Annotated in this window: 18 protein-coding genes; 7 read left to right on the top strand and 11 right to left on the bottom strand. The window is 48.6% G+C overall.

Annotated elements, in window-relative coordinates:
* Nucleotides 1-32 precede the first annotated feature (32 nt).
* Complete coding sequence (acnA, locus tag N179_RS02360; RefSeq protein WP_023467797.1) at nucleotides 33-2,759, bottom strand: aconitate hydratase AcnA; 2,727 nt, start codon at nucleotides 2,757-2,759, stop codon at nucleotides 33-35.
* 257 nt (nucleotides 2,760-3,016) lie between these two features.
* Here acnA and N179_RS02355 point away from each other — a divergent pair, with 257 nt between their 5' ends.
* Nucleotides 3,017-3,511: a hypothetical protein gene (locus N179_RS02355; protein WP_023467796.1), complete on the top strand. Its 495-nt coding sequence runs from the start codon at nucleotides 3,017-3,019 to the stop codon at nucleotides 3,509-3,511.
* A gap of 33 nt (nucleotides 3,512-3,544) precedes the next feature.
* Here the strand turns inward: N179_RS02355 and N179_RS02350 are convergent, their stop codons facing one another.
* Genes N179_RS02350 through N179_RS02340 form a run of 3 tightly spaced genes read right to left on the bottom strand, consistent with a single transcriptional unit; the run spans nucleotide 3,545 to nucleotide 6,185 of the window.
* Nucleotides 3,545-4,114 carry a hypothetical protein gene (locus tag N179_RS02350; protein WP_075642081.1) on the bottom strand — a complete coding sequence of 190 codons (570 nt, stop codon included), beginning with the start codon at nucleotides 4,112-4,114 and terminating at the stop codon, nucleotides 3,545-3,547.
* Between the two features lie 33 nt (nucleotides 4,115-4,147).
* Nucleotides 4,148-5,332 (bottom strand): RNA-splicing ligase RtcB, encoded by a 1,185-nt coding sequence (locus tag N179_RS02345; RefSeq protein ID WP_023467794.1) that lies wholly within the window; start codon nucleotides 5,330-5,332, stop codon nucleotides 4,148-4,150.
* Between the two features lie 31 nt (nucleotides 5,333-5,363).
* Nucleotides 5,364-6,185, bottom strand: a complete 822-nt coding sequence (locus N179_RS02340) for a LysR family transcriptional regulator (protein ID WP_075642080.1) — start codon at nucleotides 6,183-6,185, stop codon at nucleotides 5,364-5,366.
* A 107-nt stretch (nucleotides 6,186-6,292) separates the two neighbouring features.
* On the opposite strand from N179_RS02340, the gene N179_RS02335 reads away from it, so the two are divergent.
* The gene (locus N179_RS02335; protein WP_075642079.1) at nucleotides 6,293-7,531 is read left to right on the top strand and encodes a purine/pyrimidine permease; all 1,239 of its coding nucleotides are present in this window, start codon (nucleotides 6,293-6,295) and stop codon (nucleotides 7,529-7,531) included.
* A 164-nt stretch (nucleotides 7,532-7,695) separates the two neighbouring features.
* On the opposite strand, the gene N179_RS02330 is transcribed toward N179_RS02335, so the two are convergent.
* The 3 genes from N179_RS02330 to N179_RS02320 form a co-directional block, all read right to left on the bottom strand.
* Nucleotides 7,696-8,784 carry an MBL fold metallo-hydrolase gene (locus tag N179_RS02330; protein WP_075642078.1) on the bottom strand — a complete coding sequence of 363 codons (1,089 nt, stop codon included), beginning with the start codon at nucleotides 8,782-8,784 and terminating at the stop codon, nucleotides 7,696-7,698.
* 122 nt (nucleotides 8,785-8,906) lie between these two features.
* A complete protein-coding gene (locus N179_RS02325) occupies nucleotides 8,907-9,374 on the bottom strand; it encodes a YflT domain-containing protein (RefSeq protein ID WP_058713294.1) in 468 nt (155 codons plus the stop codon).
* A 125-nt stretch (nucleotides 9,375-9,499) separates the two neighbouring features.
* Complete coding sequence (locus N179_RS02320; protein WP_058713293.1) at nucleotides 9,500-11,080, bottom strand: peptide chain release factor 3; 1,581 nt, start codon at nucleotides 11,078-11,080, stop codon at nucleotides 9,500-9,502.
* 402 nt (nucleotides 11,081-11,482) lie between these two features.
* On the opposite strand from N179_RS02320, the gene N179_RS02315 reads away from it, so the two are divergent.
* Nucleotides 11,483-12,727 (top strand): MDR family MFS transporter, encoded by a 1,245-nt coding sequence (locus N179_RS02315; RefSeq protein WP_023467788.1) that lies wholly within the window; start codon nucleotides 11,483-11,485, stop codon nucleotides 12,725-12,727.
* Nucleotides 12,728-12,783: 56 nt separating this feature from the next.
* Here N179_RS02315 and N179_RS02310 read toward each other — a convergent pair whose 3' ends face one another.
* Nucleotides 12,784-13,581, bottom strand: coding sequence for a hypothetical protein (locus tag N179_RS02310; RefSeq protein WP_023467787.1), 798 nt, complete (start codon nucleotides 13,579-13,581; stop codon nucleotides 12,784-12,786).
* 140 nt (nucleotides 13,582-13,721) lie between these two features.
* Here N179_RS02310 and N179_RS02305 point away from each other — a divergent pair, with 140 nt between their 5' ends.
* From N179_RS02305 to N179_RS02295, 3 genes are all read left to right on the top strand, one after another.
* Nucleotides 13,722-14,162, top strand: a complete 441-nt coding sequence (locus tag N179_RS02305; RefSeq protein ID WP_023467786.1) for an RrF2 family transcriptional regulator — start codon at nucleotides 13,722-13,724, stop codon at nucleotides 14,160-14,162.
* Nucleotides 14,163-14,254: 92 nt separating this feature from the next.
* The gene (locus tag N179_RS02300; RefSeq protein ID WP_058713292.1) at nucleotides 14,255-15,268 is read left to right on the top strand and encodes a hypothetical protein; all 1,014 of its coding nucleotides are present in this window, start codon (nucleotides 14,255-14,257) and stop codon (nucleotides 15,266-15,268) included.
* Nucleotides 15,269-15,294: 26 nt separating this feature from the next.
* Nucleotides 15,295-16,599: a VOC family protein gene (locus tag N179_RS02295; protein ID WP_083639876.1), complete on the top strand. Its 1,305-nt coding sequence runs from the start codon at nucleotides 15,295-15,297 to the stop codon at nucleotides 16,597-16,599.
* A gap of 43 nt (nucleotides 16,600-16,642) precedes the next feature.
* Here the strand turns inward: N179_RS02295 and N179_RS02290 are convergent, their stop codons facing one another.
* On the bottom strand, nucleotides 16,643-16,966 hold the full coding sequence (locus tag N179_RS02290) for a hypothetical protein (RefSeq protein WP_075642077.1): 324 nt from the start codon (nucleotides 16,964-16,966) through the stop codon (nucleotides 16,643-16,645).
* Nucleotides 16,967-17,057: 91 nt separating this feature from the next.
* Between N179_RS02290 and N179_RS02285 the strand changes: the two genes are divergently transcribed.
* Nucleotides 17,058-17,483, top strand: coding sequence for a DUF2621 family protein (locus N179_RS02285; protein WP_023467782.1), 426 nt, complete (start codon nucleotides 17,058-17,060; stop codon nucleotides 17,481-17,483).
* 42 nt (nucleotides 17,484-17,525) lie between these two features.
* Here the strand turns inward: N179_RS02285 and N179_RS02280 are convergent, their stop codons facing one another.
* Both N179_RS02280 and N179_RS02275 read right to left on the bottom strand, forming a co-directional pair.
* A complete protein-coding gene (locus N179_RS02280) occupies nucleotides 17,526-18,005 on the bottom strand; it encodes a CcdC family protein (protein ID WP_035398107.1) in 480 nt (159 codons plus the stop codon).
* A 16-nt stretch (nucleotides 18,006-18,021) separates the two neighbouring features.
* A complete protein-coding gene (locus N179_RS02275; RefSeq protein ID WP_023467780.1) occupies nucleotides 18,022-18,720 on the bottom strand; it encodes a cytochrome c biogenesis CcdA family protein in 699 nt (232 codons plus the stop codon).
* Nucleotides 18,721-18,834: the final 114 nt, after the last annotated feature.

Genomic DNA, 18,834 nt, shown 5'->3' with positions numbered 1-18,834 from the left:
GGTGGGGTTTCCCCCACCTTTGATTAGACAACTTATGCTTGTTGGAGACGCTCACGAAGGACCATTGGAAGGATCCCGCCGTGACGGTAGTAATCGATATCGACTTCTGAGTCGAAACGAGCGATCGCTTCGAATTCAGTGACTTTTCCGTCTGCCGCTGTCGCTGTGACTTTAACGATGTCACGTGGACGAACAGACTCATCGATTGCGATGCTGATCGCTTCTTCACCTGTTAAACCAAGTGTTTCAGCTGTCGTGCCTGCCACGTATTGCAGTGGAAGAACACCCATCATGACGAGGTTTGAACGGTGAATCCGCTCGAAGCTTTCCGCGATGACGGCTTTGACGCCGAGCAAGTTCGTTCCTTTTGCTGCCCAGTCACGTGAAGAACCCATACCGTAATCTTTACCAGCGAGGATGACGAGACCTGTGCCATCTTCTTTGTACTTCATCGCAGCATCGTACATCGCCATCGTTTCGCCTGTTGGCCAGTACGTCGTGAAGCCACCTTCTGTACCTGGTGCGACTTGGTTACGGATGCGGATGTTCGCGAACGTTCCGCGCATCATGATTTCGTGGTTACCACGACGTGAACCGTATGAGTTGAAGTCTTTTGGTGCAACCCCTTTGTTGACGAGGTATTGACCGGCTGGTGTCGTTTTCGAGAATGAACCCGCTGGTGAGATGTGGTCCGTCGTAACCGAATCAGCAAACTTACCGAAGACACGGAGTCCGTTGAGCGCTTCGACTTGACCAGCTTCCTTCGCCAAGTTCTCGAAGAACGGTGGGTTTTGGATGTACGTCGACTCACCGTCGAAGTCGTACTGATCACCTGTTGGCACATCAAGGTTGTTCCAACGTTCGTTTCCTGTGAAGACTGAATCGTATTCTGCACGGAAGCTTTCTGGTGTGACGACCGTGTTGATGATCGTTTGGATCTCATCACGTGACGGCCAGATGTCAGCGAAGAAGACTTCTTGTCCGTCTTTGCCTGTTCCGAGTGACGCGTTCATGATATCGACGTCGACTGTTCCTGCAAGTGCATACGCGACGACGAGTGGCGGTGAAGCCAAGTAGTTCGCTTTAACAAGCGGGTGGACACGACCTTCGAAGTTACGGTTACCTGAGAGGACAGACGAAACGAGTAAGTCTGAACCGAGGATTGCGTCTTCGACAGCGCGGTCGAGTGGACCAGAGTTCCCGATACATGTCGTACAACCGTAACCGACCGTGTTGAAGCCGAGTTCGTCAAGGTACGTTTGGAGTCCTGATTTCTCGAGGTAATCCGTAACGACCTTCGATCCTGGCGCAAGTGATGTCTTGACGTATTTTGGAACCGAAAGACCGAGTTCGATCGCTTTTTTCGCGACGAGTCCAGCACCGATCATGACGTATGGGTTTGATGTGTTCGTACAGCTCGTGATCGCAGCGATTGCCACGTCACCCGTACGCATTTCAACTGCTTCGTCTTCGAACTGAACGACAGCGACTTTGTTCGCTTCTTCTTCCGCTAAGCCGAATCCAGCGTTTCCTTGTGGAGCCGTCAACGCTTTTTTAAATGATGTATGAACATCCGTTAAATCGATCCGGTCTTGTGGACGTTTTGGTCCAGCAAGGGCAGGAACGATTGTCGAAAGATCGAGTTCGACTGTTTTCGTGAATGTTGGATCTTCGTTTTGTGGCGTGTAGAACAAACCGTTTGCTTTCGAGTAGTTCTCGACTTTTTCGATCAATTCTTCATCGCGACCTGTCAGACGAAGGTACGTCAATGTTTCTGTGTCGACTGGGAAGAATCCACATGTTGCACCATATTCTGGCGCCATGTTCGCGATTGTTGCCCGGTCAGAAAGTGACATCAAGTGGAGTGATGGACCGAAGAACTCGACGAATTTACCAACGACGTTCTCTTGACGGAGCATTTCCGTTACACGAAGGGCAACGTCTGTTGCTGTCGTTCCTGGGTGCATCTCACCTGTAATGCGTACACCGATGACTTCTGGTACTGGGAAGAACGATGGCTGTCCGAGCATGCCCGCTTCCGCTTCGATCCCACCGACTCCCCAACCGAGGACGCCAAGACCGTTGATCATCGTCGTGTGTGAGTCCGTTCCAACGAGTGTATCCGGGTACACATCAACTGTACCGTCTGCTGTTTCCTTTTCAAGGACGACAGATGCCAAGTACTCGAGGTTAACTTGGTGGACGATCCCTGTTGCTGGTGGTACGGCACGGTAGTTATCGAATGCCGATGTCGCCCAGCGAAGTAATTTGTAACGCTCTTCGTTACGTTCGAATTCGAGATCCATGTTTTCTGCAAGTGCTCCAGCAAAACCGTAAGCATCGACTTGAACCGAGTGGTCAACGACGAGGTCGACTGGTACTTCTGGGTTGATGACCGATGGGTCTCCACCGAGATCTTGCATGGCTTTACGAAGTGACGCGAGGTCAACGACCGTTGGAACACCTGTGAAATCCTGAAGGATGACGCGTGACGGTTTGAACGGAACATCGACATCGTTCGAAACTTGAGCTGTTCCCCATTTCGCCAAGTTCTCGACGTGTTCACGTGTGATCGAACGACCATCTTGTTGACGAAGTACTGACTCGAGCAGGACACGAATCGAGTATGGAAGGCGTTTGACTTCCGTCAATCCGAGTTCTTCCAATTTTTCAAGACTATAGTACTGATAATTCTTACCGTTTGCTTCAAACGAACGGCGTGCGCCAAAGACATCTTGCGACACATCTGTTTGCTTCATGGTGATTCCCCCTTTAAGTGTTCACGACATCAAGCCCCTGATACCGCTTACTTGTACAGTTCTATCATAGTATAATATGGATTCCGTTACAATTTGAAAGAACAAAAGACTTTCGATAAGTTTTACTTATTGCCGATATTAGAAAATTATTCTGTTGTCCTGTTTTTCTCATATTTCCAGTCTCGCGTTTCCATTTAGAATGTTCAGGGTACTTAAAAAGTGTAGTACGATATCCGATTCTTGTGGAGGCGTTTATTATGGCGAAATACAAAAGCGATGCAACGCACGTTATTACGACAATCATTTTTAGTGATTTAGAAAAAGCAAAAACAGGCTTTGCGATGATTAAGGATCTCGAGGCAATCAAGGAAATCGAGATGGATCAGATGGTTCTCGCAAAACGTGACGAAGCAGAGGGCTTCTCTTTCATCGATGCCATCGACTTCACGCAACAGGACCAATCCTTCAAAGGCTCATTGATCGGCATGGCAATCGGTGTCGTTGGTGGTCCGTTCGGTATGCTCGTCGGCTCCGTTGCTGGTTACTTGATTGGTGCGAACCGGGATGAGAAGAACGAGCGGGAATCATTTGATTTGTTTAACCGGACGCTGAATCAGATCAATCCTGACCATTACGGTGTCATCTTGATCAGTGAGGTCAACGAAGATTCAGAAGCCGTCAATGCGATCGCCGCTGAACTTGGCGCGACGATTCGTCGGACTGGTGAGACATTACCGGATGGTACGGTCTAATCAAATCAGAGTTGTCACCTTTACGTTCTCGTTTTAAACGGGGACGTTTTTTAATTCCTGGATCACCTGTTTTGCTGCTTCCTGTGTCGTGTCAGGATCTACTTTGTTTAATGAATTTTGTTGTACGGATATGAGGATGTTTTTGTAGCTAATGATGAGGAGCTCGCCGTAACTACCGTTTGATTGATACTGAACCAGATCATTGCCTATGTATCGATCCGTATACGCAAAATGAATCGCTAACTGCGTATCTTGTTTTTGGTTTTCAAAATAAAGTGTCTCCTGGGTCGATGGCGTATCAATCGTTCCGTCAACAGTCAACCAACGTCTCTTACCAAAACTCAAGGATTGGTCGACAGCCGTGAAGTCTGCACCGATCGTACTATCCTTCAACTGAAACTGACCCATCTTCAAGTGTTCATTCATATGCTTGAACAGCTTTTCATACTGAACTGGATTTAAGATGGGGTGTTTCGTCTGATTCGTATGCGTAGTAGTTTTGACTTCTACTTTTTTCTGTTCCGTCGTGACCGCCTCATCCGTGCATCCAGCGATTAAAAACACACTTGAAAACAGAATCAGCATAGTCCCCTTATAGTTCATAGAACATCCTCCCCCATTGTTGATATCCTTCCATCACTTCGCCTTAAAGTTGTACAGTGGTTTAATGATCTCGACGACATCGACCGTTTCTTTCGTGTTACGGATGATTTCGTCCATCGGTTTGTAGACGAACGGCGACTCGTCACGCGTCGATGCGACGACTGAACTTGACCAGACATCAGTCATCGTCTTTTCGAACGCATCCAGTTCAACCGTTTTGAATGCTTTTGACCGCGACATGATACGACCTGCCCCGTGTGGCGCGGAATAGTTCCAATCGGGATTTCCTTTTCCTACGACGATTAAGGAACCATCACGCATGTTCATCGGAATGATTGCCCGCTCGCCGGCTTTTGCAGAGATGGCACCTTTTCGTAGAATCATCGCGTCAAGATCGATGTAGTTGTGGATCGTATCGAATTGATCCGCTACCGTCCATCCCATCGCCTCGAAAATGACCTCGGTCATCGCCTGACGGTTCAATGCTGCGTATCGTTGAGCAATCTTAAGATCATGGAGGTAACGCTCCATCGCTTCGCCGGAAACAGATGCTAAATCTTTGTTAAACGTAGACCGTTTTTCCTTCAATTGCTGTAAGGTCGTCTGTATATCCGACTCGCGCCCTTGTTGTTTTAATTCGGCGATGACTTGGTCCGCGTCAAATTGGAAGCGTGCCGTTTCCGCTTCTGCTTGATAATGTTCGGCAATCGTCTTCCCAAGATTGCGACTACCAGAATGAATGACGAGATAGCGCTGTCCTGCTGCATCCTGGTTCAGTTCGATGAAATGATTCCCTCCACCAAGCGTACCGATTGATAATCGTGCCCGTGTCTCGTTAAACGGTGCAAGTACTTGATCAAACGGTACCTGTTCGGACAATGGATGAGCTTGCTGACGTACCGACATGCCACTTGGAACGAGACGCTGAATCGTCGCGTCAAGTTTCGCATAATCGATTGGTTCTTGTTCAGCAAGTCGTGTACATAACATGCCGCAACCGATATCAACACCGACGAGGTTCGGTACGACCTCGTCCGTCACATGCATCGTCGTTCCGATGACAGACCCTTTTCCAGCATGGCAATCTGGCATGATCCGGACGCGACTGTCTGTCGCAAATTGTTCCTCTAACATAGCTGTGACTTGCTTAATCGTCAGGTCGTCGACGTTATCCGTGAAAATCTTTGCTTCTCCATACGTGCCTTGAATCGTTTTCATACGATCGTTCCTTTCTTTCCTATCCATTTAATTATTCTGCTGTTTCTTTCATGATTTCAATGAATTGTTTCGTCAGTGTCGTCGGTCCCGTCTCCGTCAACCAGACGAAGGCTGTCGTACTCGCGGCACCGGATAGGTATGTCTGGTGCAGTCCTGTCATATCCAGTTCCCGCAACGTACTCTCCGGCAATACAGTCACCGCCTGTCCACTGCGGACAAGTCCGATCAGCGTCAAAACATCGGAACATGTCTCTTGCGATACGACGCTGAGCCGTTGACTTAACGTCTGAAAGACACCGAGTCCTTCTTGACTCGGAATGATGAGATCCGCGGTCGGGTGATCGGGGTGCCAGACTTGATGAAACGGTTCTTCTTCCATCCATTCAATCGAAATCCCTTGCGCATCAATCGGTAGACGGACGAACGCTGCGTCAAGCGACCGTTCTTTCAACCGTTCGATGAGCGCACTCGATTCTCCTTGGTGAACTTGTAAGATAATGCCAGGATGCCGTCGTTTCATCTGTTCAATCCATTCGACGAGCCGACTGGCTGATAATGTGTTGACACCAATTCGCAAAATCCCTGTTCGCCCGGCTTCGATATCGCTCACTTCCATCCGTGTCTCCTGCTCGAACTGCAGCAAAGAGACTGCTCGTTCATATAAGCGGTTGCCGCTCGAGGTAATCCGGATCCCGCGCCCTGCCCGCTCAATCAGACGAACACCTAGCTCTTCTTCCATTCGCCGAATTTGCTGCGTCAAGGCAGGTTGTGCCATCCGTAAGCGCTCCGCTGCTCGCGTGACGGATTGTTCCTCGACGACCGCACAAAAATAGCGGTACTGGCGTAAATCCATATTCATCATCTCTTTCATATGTTTTCATGTATAAAGATATATGAATCATAACATCAATCATATGCTATGATGCAGGAATATCTGAAGTTTAAGAAAGGAGCTTTTTCATGAAACAAACGACTTCTACCTTCCAGTGGATCGTCTTTTTACTCGCGAACACGATTGCTTTACCAATCGTCGTCGCCAGTCTGTTCGACCTCTCATCAGTTGAGACTGCTGCCCTTGTCCAACGGTCGTTCTTTGTAGGCGGGATTGCCTGTTTCCTACACGGAGCCTTCGGCCACCGGCTTCCGATCGTATCGGGACCTGCCGGATCATGGGTCAGCATCTTCGTCGTCATCGCCGCACTACCGGTCGATTCAAAAACGGCCTTTACAATCGCGATGGCAGCCGTCGTCATTGCCGGCGTCGTCCTCATCATTCTCGGTTTGACAGGATGGACGAAATACTTATTACCCGTCTTTACACCGCTCGTCAGCGGAACGTTTTTGCTCTTATTATGTATTCAATTGACAGGTGTTATGCTCGGTGCCGTTCTCGCCGTCGAGGCAACACGCCTCGCCGGAATCGTCACGTTCTTGCTCGTGCTCGGACTCAGCCAATTTGGCCCGAGTCGCTTACGTCCGTTTGCCTTGATGATCGGAATCATCGTCGGTTGGCTCGTCAGCCGTCCGTCGCTTCCTGCATCATCTAGTTTGTTCGCACCACCGCAAGCGCTACCGTTCGGATGGCCACAGTTTGACGGCAGTGCATTCCTTGTCGCGATTCCGTTCGCGATCTTGCTCGTCGTCAATTTAATTGCCGCTTTAAGCGCCGTCGAAGCGACGCTTCAAAAACAAGGACGTCTGCACCAAGGATTATCCATCGAAGGTGTCATTCATTTACTCGCTGCTACATTCTCGACGCTTGTCCCGGTGCCATTACCCATCACGAGCGGATTCATCGCGCAAACGGGAAGCCGGAAACGTCGCCCGTTCTTGATTGCCTCGCTCGTCATCGCACTGATCGGTTTCTTCCCAAGCTTGATCGGGATCATCGCGACATTACCGCGTAGCGTTGCGAGTGCCGCGTTGCTTGCGACATTGCCGCACATGTTCCTGATTGCCTGGCAGTCTGCGGAAAGTAACATGGAGAACAGTCGCCGCCGCCATGCGTTTGCGATCAGTGCCGTCATCGGCATCAGTATCTTGTTGCAATCGACCGTCATCGCGGAAGTCCTGCCTTTGACGCTTCGTCCGTTCCTCAGTAACGGATTACTCGTCGGAACGATGCTTGTGCTCGGTTTCGAAATCATCGAAAAAGTTCGCTCACGTCGCGCGAAACAAGCGGATCGATTGGCGAGCTAAATGGTATTGTACGACCGAACGATGTCATCATCCTCGCTTTCCTGTAAGGGTCAAGGATGAACATCTCGTCTGTTTATTCACCTAAAAAAGTAGCCTTTTCGATTTGATTCGAAAAGGCTACTTTTTTCTCATTTCATTCAATTAAAATCAAAAAGCGATCTTACTCAACGCACTTCCCGCCACCATTTCCGTGTCGTGCTATCGGGTGTCACACTTTCCCCGATCATTGGTGTCAGAACCGGAATCTCATCGCGTTTCGCTTCCTTGAGCAACCGTTCGACCGGTTCGAACCAGGCATGAAAAGCGAGGATGAAAGCAGACCAGTGAATCGGCATCAGGACGCGACCTTTGACATCTCGATGAGCTTGAACTGTTTGTTCCGGTAACATATGCGAATTGGACCACCGGACATCGTACTGTCCACATTCCATCATCGTCAAATCAAACGGACCATATTGTTCGCCGATTGCTTTGAAGTGTGGACCATATCCACTATCGCCACTAAAGAAGACCTTTTGCGAGCCTTCGATGACCCATGACGCCCATAGCGTTGAAAATTGATCAAGACCATTTCGTCCTGAATAATGGCGCGAAGGAGCCGCTGTCAGTTTGATGCCACCGACTTGTGTCGATTCATGCCAGTCGAGTTCCGTGATTCGCTCAGCCGAGACGCCCCATCCACGGAGACGACTTCCGACACCGAGCGGCACGATGAAGCGACCGACTCGATTTTTCAAGGCGAGGACGGATGGATAATCGAGATGATCATAATGATCATGCGAATAGACGACGACATCAATCAACGGTAGACGTTCGAGATCAACCTTCTGCGTCGTTTGAAAACGTCCTCCGCCCAGTTTCGGAAACGGTGATGGTGCGCGCCCGAGCATCGGGTCAAAGAAAATCGTTTGCCCATCGAGTTCGAGTAAAAATGCCGAATGTCCGAACCATGTGACACGTGGTGTTTCACTATCGTCTTGACGTCGCTGATACGGAAGCGTCGGTAACGCTTTGACAGGACGCAGATTCGGAATGTTTCTTCCGTAATCCTTTAAGATACTTTTCATCGAGTCCCATTCCATCTTCAACTGGAAATCCATCTCATTTTTGAACTTCCCGTCGACAAAACGATCTGATCGTTCGAAACTCAGCCGCTCTGCACGGCTTGGTCGTTTCCCGAAAACTGGGTACCGGTTAATGAACCAAGCACTGGCAAGACCAATTCCTGCTAAAGCTGTCACTATTTTTTTCATGTCATATCACCTCTTCGATGCTCTCAGTATAGCACCTCGATTCCTCTCACATCTCGCTTTGCGACTCCGGACGCGAGAAAAAAAGTGAAGATCACCGATATCGGCGCCTTCACTTCTAGGTATTAGTCGAGATCGTCTGCTTTCCACTTCGCCCGGTCGCTCTTCTCACCGTCCCCGCGGTGATTGGATTCATAGGCGTTGTTCCCTGGATTTTCGACCTTGTTATCATCGTGCCGATGGTCATGATCATGATCGTGGTCATGGTGATGATGGTGCTCATGGTCGTGGTCATGATCGTGATCTCGATCTTTGACGAACAATGCAAGACCGCCACGCTCGACTTCTGCGTAATGCCGTTCTGCCTCATCGTCCGAATGTCCGACACGTTTTAATGTCTCGCGGAGCGGTGGTTCTTTAGAAAATTTTGATTTGACCTGATCAATCCAACTTGCACCCGATGCTTCGTCTGCCGCGTCATCTCGACCGACGACAGAAAAATCTGAATCATGATGCCCCTGTTGTTTCAATTCCTCGATTTTTCGTTCCAGACTCGATTGATCCTGATAGATTCCAACAAACCGTTTCGCCATCACATGACACCTTCCTTTTTCATATGAATTCAAACTCGCTCTGTTTTTACCCTTGTTCGCTTGCCATCAAACGAGATTTCAGGAACGAAAAAACGGACTACTTCGAAAAGTAGTCCGTCAAAAACTTAGAGTTGTTGCGGTGAATCGACCAATGTGATCGTTCCTTCGTTTTTCTGAACGAACCGCTCGTAGACGAAATCATTCGCGAATAACAACACGGCATTCTCCCAACGGTCGTAGACGAGAACCGTCCGAGAATCCGTCAATTGTTTGACGGCAGCGACTTCTGCTGGCTTGATCCATTTTGCGACTTGGAAGTTCGCGGCATCCTTCAAGATGTCAACGCCATACTCGCCTTTGAGCCGGTGCTCGAAGACTTCGAATTGGAGTTGTCCGATCGCTCCGAGGATGATTTCGTTGTATTCCGTCTTGTAGACCTGGATCGCACCTTCTTGCGCGAGCTGTTCGACACCTTTTTGGAACTGTTTCGACTTCAAGGCGTTTTTCGTGTAGACCTTCAAGAAGAGTTCTGGTGCGAACGTTGGGAGTGCTTCATATTGCAATGATGGATCACCGTTCGTGATTGTATCACCGATTTGATAGTTGCCTGAATCGTACAACCCGATGACGTCTCCTGCGAACGCTTCATTGACCGTTTCCCGCTCATCCGCCATGAATTGTGTCGATTGAGATAACTTCATCTTCTTGCCTGTCCGTGTCAGGACGACGTCCATTCCACGATCAAATTTACCCGTACAAATACGGACGAACGCAATCCGGTCACGGTGGTTCGGGTTCATGTTCGCTTGAATCTTGAAGACGAAACCGCTGAAGAAGTCTTGTGCCGGCTCGACTTTCCCTTTGTTCGACTCGCGTGGTGTCGGTGAAGGAGACAAGTTCAAGTAATGTTCAAGAAGTGGTGTGACACCAAAATCGACGAGTGCTGATCCGAAGAAGACTGGAGTCAGTTCACCTTTTGCGATCAATTCTTCATCATATTCGTTACCTGCGCCGTCGAGTAAGTCGACTTCATCCATCAACGTCTCATACATTTCCGAGTTGATCGTCGTCGCGAGTTCTTCGTTCGCGAGACCTTCCTCACCGAGTTCGATCGACTTACGATCGTTCTTGAAACAATGGAATTGTCCTTTGACACGGTCATAGACCCCTTCGAACTGTTGACCTGAACCAGCTGGCCACGTCACAGCAACAGACGGAATACCGAGGACTTCTTCGAGTTCTTCCATCAATTCGAGTGGGTCACGCGCTTGACGGTCCATCTTATTGATGAACGTAAAGATTGGAATACCGCGCATCCGACAAACTTGGAACAGTTTCTTCGTTTGCGACTCGATCCCTTTCGCTGCATCGATGACCATGATTGCTGAGTCAACAGCTGTGAGGATCCGGTACGTATCTTCACCGAAGTCCGAGTGACCTGGTGTATCCATGATTGAGACGATCTTTTTATCGTATTCGAATTGCATGACCGAAGACGTAACAGAGATTCCGCGTTGTTTTTCGATTTCCATCCAGTCGGATTTCGCAAATTTCGAGTTTTTCCGTGCCTTGACAGAACCTGCCTCACGGATTGCCCCTCCGTGCAGGAGGAATTTTTCAGTTAATGTCGTCTTACCCGCATCCGGGTGGGAGATGATGCCGAAAATCCGACGCTTTTCGACTTCCGTTTGTAGAATGTTTGTCATGTATGGTAGTTCCTTTCACCGATATATTCAAAAGTCCGATCAATCTTTTTCGCAACTAGTCTATCATACCGAATTTTCAAGGTCTCGTCCATTTCACTTAATTGACTCAATTTTCAGATTTAAAGTTGACAATTCATCACGATCTTCTTTACGATGACTAGGAAGTTTACTATTACAGAAGGAGGAGACGTACAATGGTATTCCATCAAGCCCGGACATCTGTCCACACTGTCTTTGTATCGGCTACAACTGTACGTCACCCAATCGTTTAATTTTTAATTAAGCAGGGTGTGCGTATGCGTATACGTACATGCTGCCCTCTTATATTAGGACGGGTATGCCCATATTTGTGCGTATCCGTCTTTTCTATTGTCTAAAAACGGAATATAAGGGGTTTTCACTATGTTTAACGCACTCAAACAGCTTGATCGCAACATCTGGATCCGGTTCGTCGGGGAAACGATCACGGGGATCATGATGTTCATGATTGCACCATTTTTAGTTCTTTATTATGCGGATCGACTCGATTCCTACTTCTTGGTCGGTGTCATCATGGCGACCGGACCGATCATGTCGCTCGTCGGCGCCGTTCTCGGTGGTCACTTCGCCGATAAATTCGGTCGAAAACCACTGATGGTCCTCTCGATCATCGGGGACGTCATTGCTTTAATCGGTTTCTCGTTCGCTGATTCATTCGGACCACTTCTCGCGTTGAACGCGCTGCTCGGTTTATCGAGTTCACTGTTCCATCCAGCAGCAAGCGCGATGGTCGCTGACGTCACACCACCAGAACGCCTGAACGAATCGTTCGGTCTGCTCCGGATGGGGCATAACGTCGGGGCCGCATTCGGTCCACTTCTCGGAAGTGCCGTCCTGTTCGTTGACCGTTCACTCATCTTCTACTCTGCCGCTTTCGTCTTTTTCCTGTACGGACTCGTTCTCTACTTCTTCATCGAAGAAACGAAACCGGAGTATATCGAAAAGACGGACGAAGTCAAAGTATCACCGCTCACTGTATTGCGGAAGGATCATGTCTTTTTAATCTTCATCGGGGCGGGTGTCTTCATCTCGATGGGATTTGCCCTCGTCGAGAGTATGTTACCGGTCTTCTTGAAGGAAGCACTGCCGGGACTACCGACGAAACAAAATCCGTTTCCTTACTTGATGGCACTGAACGGAATCATGGTCGTCTTGTTCCAGTTCCCGATCGCTGCTCGCTTGTCCGGCAAGGCATTCGGAAAAGTCATGTTGCTCGGCGCCTCGATTTTCGGGATCGGCATGATTTTTCTCGCATTCGTGCCGTCTTACCTGTTCTCACTCGGAACGAGTTATGTCGTGCTCGTGACGGTATTGCTTGCGATTTATGCGTTCTATACGCTCGGTGAGATGATCATGTCTCCTGTGCAGATGACGTTCATCGCTTTGATCGCACCAGAACATCTCCGCGGAACGTACAACGGTGCTGCGAGTCTCCAGTGGTTGATTGGCGGCGTCACCGCACCGCTTCTCGGATCGTTATTCCTTGATACCGGAAAAGGTGACTTTGCGCTCGGATTCGTCGGACTGCTATGTTGTGTCTCAGGTGGGGTCTATCTCGCACTCGACCGGTCGATTCAACGTGCGAAACGCTTAACGAAATCAGCTTAAAAAAGCGATGTGTCATGCTCCGACTTTTGTCAGAGCGTTACACATCGCTTTTCTCGTTAAGAGGGTAATTGATTTGCCGCTACGAACGGACCGAACAGGACCGGTAGCGGATCAAGTCGTTGCTGGATTTCTTCAATGAAATTCGTCGATCCACTGACGAAGACAATCGGATCATTCGCCGTGATCATCGTCAAGAATTCGTGCATCTGTTGTTCCCATCCTTCTTGACGAATGTGATGAACGACCATCCCTTTCGTCGTCAAGGATACGACATTCGCTAACATTCGTTCTGCCAGTTCCTCAGCTGAGACATGTAACAATGTCGTTTTTCGACCACTCAAGAGCGCGTGCCTGGCTTCATCGATGACGGCTCCGAGATGATGTTCTTCTGCGATCAACAAAATATCTTGTTGACGCCAATTTTCAGCATGACGGTATTTACAAAAATGGCGGCACGTATCGACGAGTTGATGGTGAACAATTGCCCATGCTTGAAGTAAAGGTGCATCTTCTTTAAGGTCATATTCGATTTGAATAGCTTGAAGAATTTCACGACTGATGATGTCCGGGTACGTCAGCAGAAACGATTTCGTCTGATCGATTTCATTCAGCAAAATCAATTTAAACAGTTCACTCGATTCGTGCTGGTTGGTAATCTGGTTCAGTAATTGACTCAGGCGTAAAATCCGTAATGCGCGAGTTCCGTCCTGAGCTCCTGCTTCTCGAAGCGCGCGCAATTCTTCTTCGTACGTCGCCTCGAGCGAGTCATAGAAGCGCGTCGCGATCCGCAATCCCTTTTGCTCCATCGATGGACCGAGCTGTTGCAAAAGGTGTAATGCCTGATCGAAATGCATAATTTAACCTACCTTTCACCGTCCATTATGCGTGAATCCACTCTCAAAAACAATCTCTAAAATGCATCTTATTTTTTGCACATTGAAAGTTGTAAATGCTTGCCTCCCCCCCTAGTATGTGTGTTAAGTAGGTGATGAAAATGCGCATGACACGTTATACGGATTACGCGATTCGGTCCCTGCTGTTCGCAGCAGCTCATCCCGATCGTTTAGTCCGAATCCAGGAAGTAGCGGATTGTTACGACATTTCTAAGAATCATTTGATGAAAGTAGTCTATCGTTTAGGACAGAGTGGTCTGATTGAATCTGTCCGTGGTCGTGGAGGTGGTTTTCGATTAGCGAGCCCTCCGGATGCAATTCATATCGGTGACGTCGTACAACTGTTTGAACCAACCGTTCATTTTCTCGATCCGCAAGAAGGCATTCACGAGATTCCTTCGCTCAATCCAGCACGTGATGCTTTCGATGATGCCATTGCGGCGTTCCATCAAGTACTCAATGGTTACACAGTACATGATTTGCTACATCCGACAGCTGAAACTCATCCACAAATACTTGAAATGATTCCGAACCGCGATTGAGCGGGTTCGGAATCTTTTTTTATTCCGTCCTCGCTCAATTGCGATTTCTCAAAACGCTCGTGGTATACTTATATAAGAAAGGAGGGGTACAGATGAACCCTCAAGAAGAACTCCATCTCTTATATCTTCGTTTAAAGGAAGAAGAACCCTCCGTTGCACGCGGTGAGGCCTTATGGGCCATCTTTGAGGAAACAGCTGATGATTCACTCCGCTTCCTCTCCTTATGGACATTTTCACAAAATCAATTTGATTTAGGACACTTCCGATCGTTTCTTGTGTCCTTCACGCTCTTGATGGAATGGATCCGAAAAGATGAGATGACACTGACTCCAAAACAAGAACTTGATTTGTACTGGAACTACAAGTCCTACTTGATCTATATGGCAGAACAAGAAGACGTGACGGTCTCGCTTCTCGAAGAAGATCTCGATCGCTTCATCGATTTCTGTGACACGCATGGCTTTATTCGGACGCGCGACTATATCAGCTTCATGGTCTATAGCAAACTCGGTGACGAGGAACAAGCCGATCATTATCTATCGGAATGGGTTGACGCGCCAAGTGACGAACTTAGTGATTGCCCATCCTGCGAAGCATTTAGCCGGATGACGTATGCGATCGAACGTGGCTTCGAAGATCGTGCCTTGTTACTTTATGCAGCACTTCGGCATGAACGGGGTTGTTCACGGATGCCGGATCAGGCACATCCATACATCCTACCGTTGTTCCTTAGTCGCAAAAAAGAACGCTTCGATTGGAGTGAACGCTTGATCGAAGAAGTTAAACGTGGCGAAACCTTGTTCACAGGTGGCGACGAGCCGTACCACCTATATGCGAAGATGTATTACGATACGAACTATACCTGGTCGATGGAAGAGAAAAAACAATTGATTCCATTCTTGACTGATCGTGGGTATCTTCAGTTCTTACTCGCTCACTATGCGTTCGCCCATCGTCAATCTCTTGGTGAGGAAGCGTCGTATCTCGCAGCGCTTCGGACGAATCTCTATGAGATCGCACAATCTCTCGATCGCCGGATCGAAGGTGTCTTCTACTTGAACCTCGTCGAACGTGAACTGAAACGGATCACTCAGTTCGTTGCCTGAATCTAATTCGTAAAGGAAGTGTCTTCATGTTAGATCATGTCCAGCTCGCTATGCCGAAAAACGAAGAAGATCGCGCCCGTGCATTTTATGCCGGGCTTTTACATATGAAGGAAGTCCAAAAACCGACTGGTGTTCAAGCCAGTGGTGGCGTCTGGTTCGAAGAACATGGTGCAGCACTTCATCTCGGCATCGAGGATCCCTTCTCCCCTGCTAAAAAAGCGCATCCTGGATTAACCGTCGCTGCGTTCGAAGCCTTGAGCGATTCTCTTCAAGCTGCCGGTTATCCGGTTGAGCATGACACACGCCTTGCGCCACGTCGTCGTTTCTTCACAACCGATCCATTCGGTAACCGTTTAGAGATCATCGCTGCCCACCTGCCGACGTTAACGCCAAAGAAGTTGACGGATGGTTCTCATGTCCGCTTAATCGCACCCGCTTCTAGCCTCTCAACGGTCGAGATGAAGATCATCGATGGTGCGATCCAAACGCTCGAATCGCTCGGATTACGTGTCTCGATCAGTCAACATGCGCGTGCCGTCAATCCGTTCGGTTCCAGTGATCCTGAGTTACGCGTCGCAGACCTCCATGCCGCGTTCGCTGATCCGAACGTTGATGCGATCCTGTGCGTTCGCGGTGGGTTCAGCACGAATGAACTTGTCGACTTACTCGACTACGAATTGATTCGGACACATCCGAAAATTCTGTGTGGCTTCTCCGATATCACAGCACTCAGTCACGCCATTCTAACGAACACTGGATTAATCACTTACTCCGGACCGATGTTACGGGCTTTCCGTGATCGCGATGCTTATACGATCGATTACTTCAAGCAAGTGTTGTTCGGAACAGAACCCGTTACGATCAAGCCTTCAGTCCATTGGCGTGATACCGATCGTGGACATATCATTACGTTACCAAACAAAGGTCCACTTCTCTTATCTCCGGGACAAGCAAGTGGTCGTCTGCTCGGTGGGAATCTTTGTACGTTAAATCTCCTGCAAGGCACACCACACTTCCCTGATTTACGGGATACGATTTTATTCCTTGAAGACGATTACGAAGTCCATCCAGCGACGTTCGCCCGTGATTTCGCCTCATTGATGGCACAACCAGGCGCGGAAACGATTCGCGGAATCGTCTTCGGGCGCTTCCAACTCACAACGAAGATGACGGAAGAGCATCTGCGATATCTGATCTCACTCTATCCATTCCTAGAGCACGTACCGGTTCTTGCGAATGTCGACTTCGGACATACGAGTCCTTTGTTCACGTTCCCGATTGGTGGTCAGGTGGAACTGCATGACGAGGTCATCCGACTTCATATTTCTTGAATATCAAAAGAAGGAGACGCGGCAATCCGCATCTCCTTCTTTTTTAATAGTCGAGCAATCTCGAAGCGTCGATTTGACGTTTCGCCCCATCCGCGAACATCTCAAGTGTCGCAAAAATCTGGTCATTTGCCCATTCATAGTGAAGTAACGTGAAGTCTTCGAGTGTCGAAACCGTCTTGAACGTTTTCCCGACCGTAAACGCACGCTTCCGGCTCGCATCTTCTGCCGGAACGGTGACGAAGATCACCGTGATCTCTTCACCCTTCGTATCATAATAGAATTCAACGATCCGACCGTCCGCTGTTTCAGGTAAAACACCTTTACGGGGCTGTCCGGTCTCGTCCAATTGTACGTATGGTTGCAGCATTCTTTCGCCTCACTTTCTCCGTCATTCATCATAGCACGTCCACCTGATTTATGCTAATCTATATTTGATGTGAAAGGGGGATGAGTCGCGCATGGAATGGTTCATGAACGGGATTCTGCTCTGGGGCTTTATCATGATCACACTCATGGCAATTGGCGGGTTTTTCATGTTCCGGAAGTTCCTCAAGAAGTTACCGAAAGAAGACGGTAAATCGATGATGGACTGGGAAGATGAGTACATCGACCAAACACGACATCTTTGGACGGATGAGACGATGGAATTGTTGAACGCTCTCGTCATGCCGGTTCCATCGGCATTTCGTGATGTCGCACGCCGCAAGATTGCCGGGCGGATCGGACAGTTCGCACTTGAAGAACGGGCGACAGAGATGACATCCGAACTGGTCGTCAAAGGATATATTTCTGCGACACCGAAACGCGATCATAAATTCTTGAAAAAAGCACTAACGGAGCACGCCATCGACTGGCGAGACTACGCATTATACTTCCAAAATTGAAGGATGCACGAAAAACCGCCGAAGTCGCCTTCAGCGGTTTTTTTAGTGAGGTAAGTGCGCAACCGGCACGGTGCCCGACTTGACTCGTTTGTATTTCATATACATCGCGAAGCGCCACGGTGCAATCATTCCGAAGGCAACGAGATAAAAAATCCCACCCGTTTCGAAGATATCGATCTGTCCGCCGATGAAAAATTTCGCAACCGTCCGAACGAGTAAGATGCCGAATAAGACGATGAAAAATGCTTTCGAACGTTGCAAATAAATTTGCCCTTCCGCTTCATAAAAATTGGATGTCTTGATCAAAAAGATACTGAAGATGGCTCCAACGAGCAATGCTTCTGCTACCTCCGTCCATGTCAGACGGGATGCTGGGTATAAAAACTGTAGCATCCCCGTCGACATCGCAAAGGGCGGGATCAAGATTTTTTTAGCATTCGTCGGTTTTGCTGATGCCTTCACACGAATGAAGCTGATCAGCAATCCCATGACGAGCGCTACCCCAGTTGATATCCAAATCATCCGATCACTTCCTTGATTAAAATCCAGTGAATCCGACGATGTCACTCATCCATGCTGCGAATTTACTCAAGCCATCAAAATACAGCATGACTCCGAACACCATCATCAAGGCTCCTCCGAATTTCGTTAATTTCAGACTATACTGCACGAACAAGCGCGAACGACCGACGAAGAACGCCATCAATAAGAACGGAATCGAGAAGCCAAGGACATACGCGAGCATATAGAACATGCCTTGACTCGGATTGGTCGCAGCTAATCCGATGACTCCTGCGAGAATCGGACCTGTACACGGTGTCCAACCGGCTGCAAAACCGATTCCGACGAGTACCGTCCCGACGTATCCTCCTTTTCGTTCCCCGAGATTCAGTTTCTTTTCACGCATCAAGAATGTTGGTTGCCATAATCCGACGAGAACAATCCCAAATACGAAGATGACGAGTGCCCCAACCATCCGTAACGTATCTCGATATGTGATAAAGACATCTGCGAACAACGATGTCGATAAACCGAGTACAACGAATACCATCGCAAAACCAACGAGGAACGCTAACGTATGAAACAAGGATCGCTTTTCTCGTACGCCCCGTTCTTTTAAATCCGTTACCGACACGCCTGTGATGTATGAGAGAAACACAGGATACAGTGGTAGCGTACATGGAGAGACGAAAGATAATAATCCTGCTCCAAACGCTAACCATAATGAGAGCTCCATATGAGCATCCCCTTTCTTTACTACTATAGAAGAAGTTCCTCCTCTATTTTGCCAAACTCCTCTGCATTTAGCACCTATTATCTCACAGAAAGTTGCAAAAGATTCGTGTCCGCC

This window comes from Exiguobacterium indicum HHS 31 (assembly GCF_001939065.1).
Lineage (GTDB): Bacteria > Bacillota > Bacilli > Exiguobacteriales > Exiguobacteriaceae > Exiguobacterium_A > Exiguobacterium_A indicum.
This window is presented reverse-complemented; position numbering and strand designations above follow the sequence as displayed.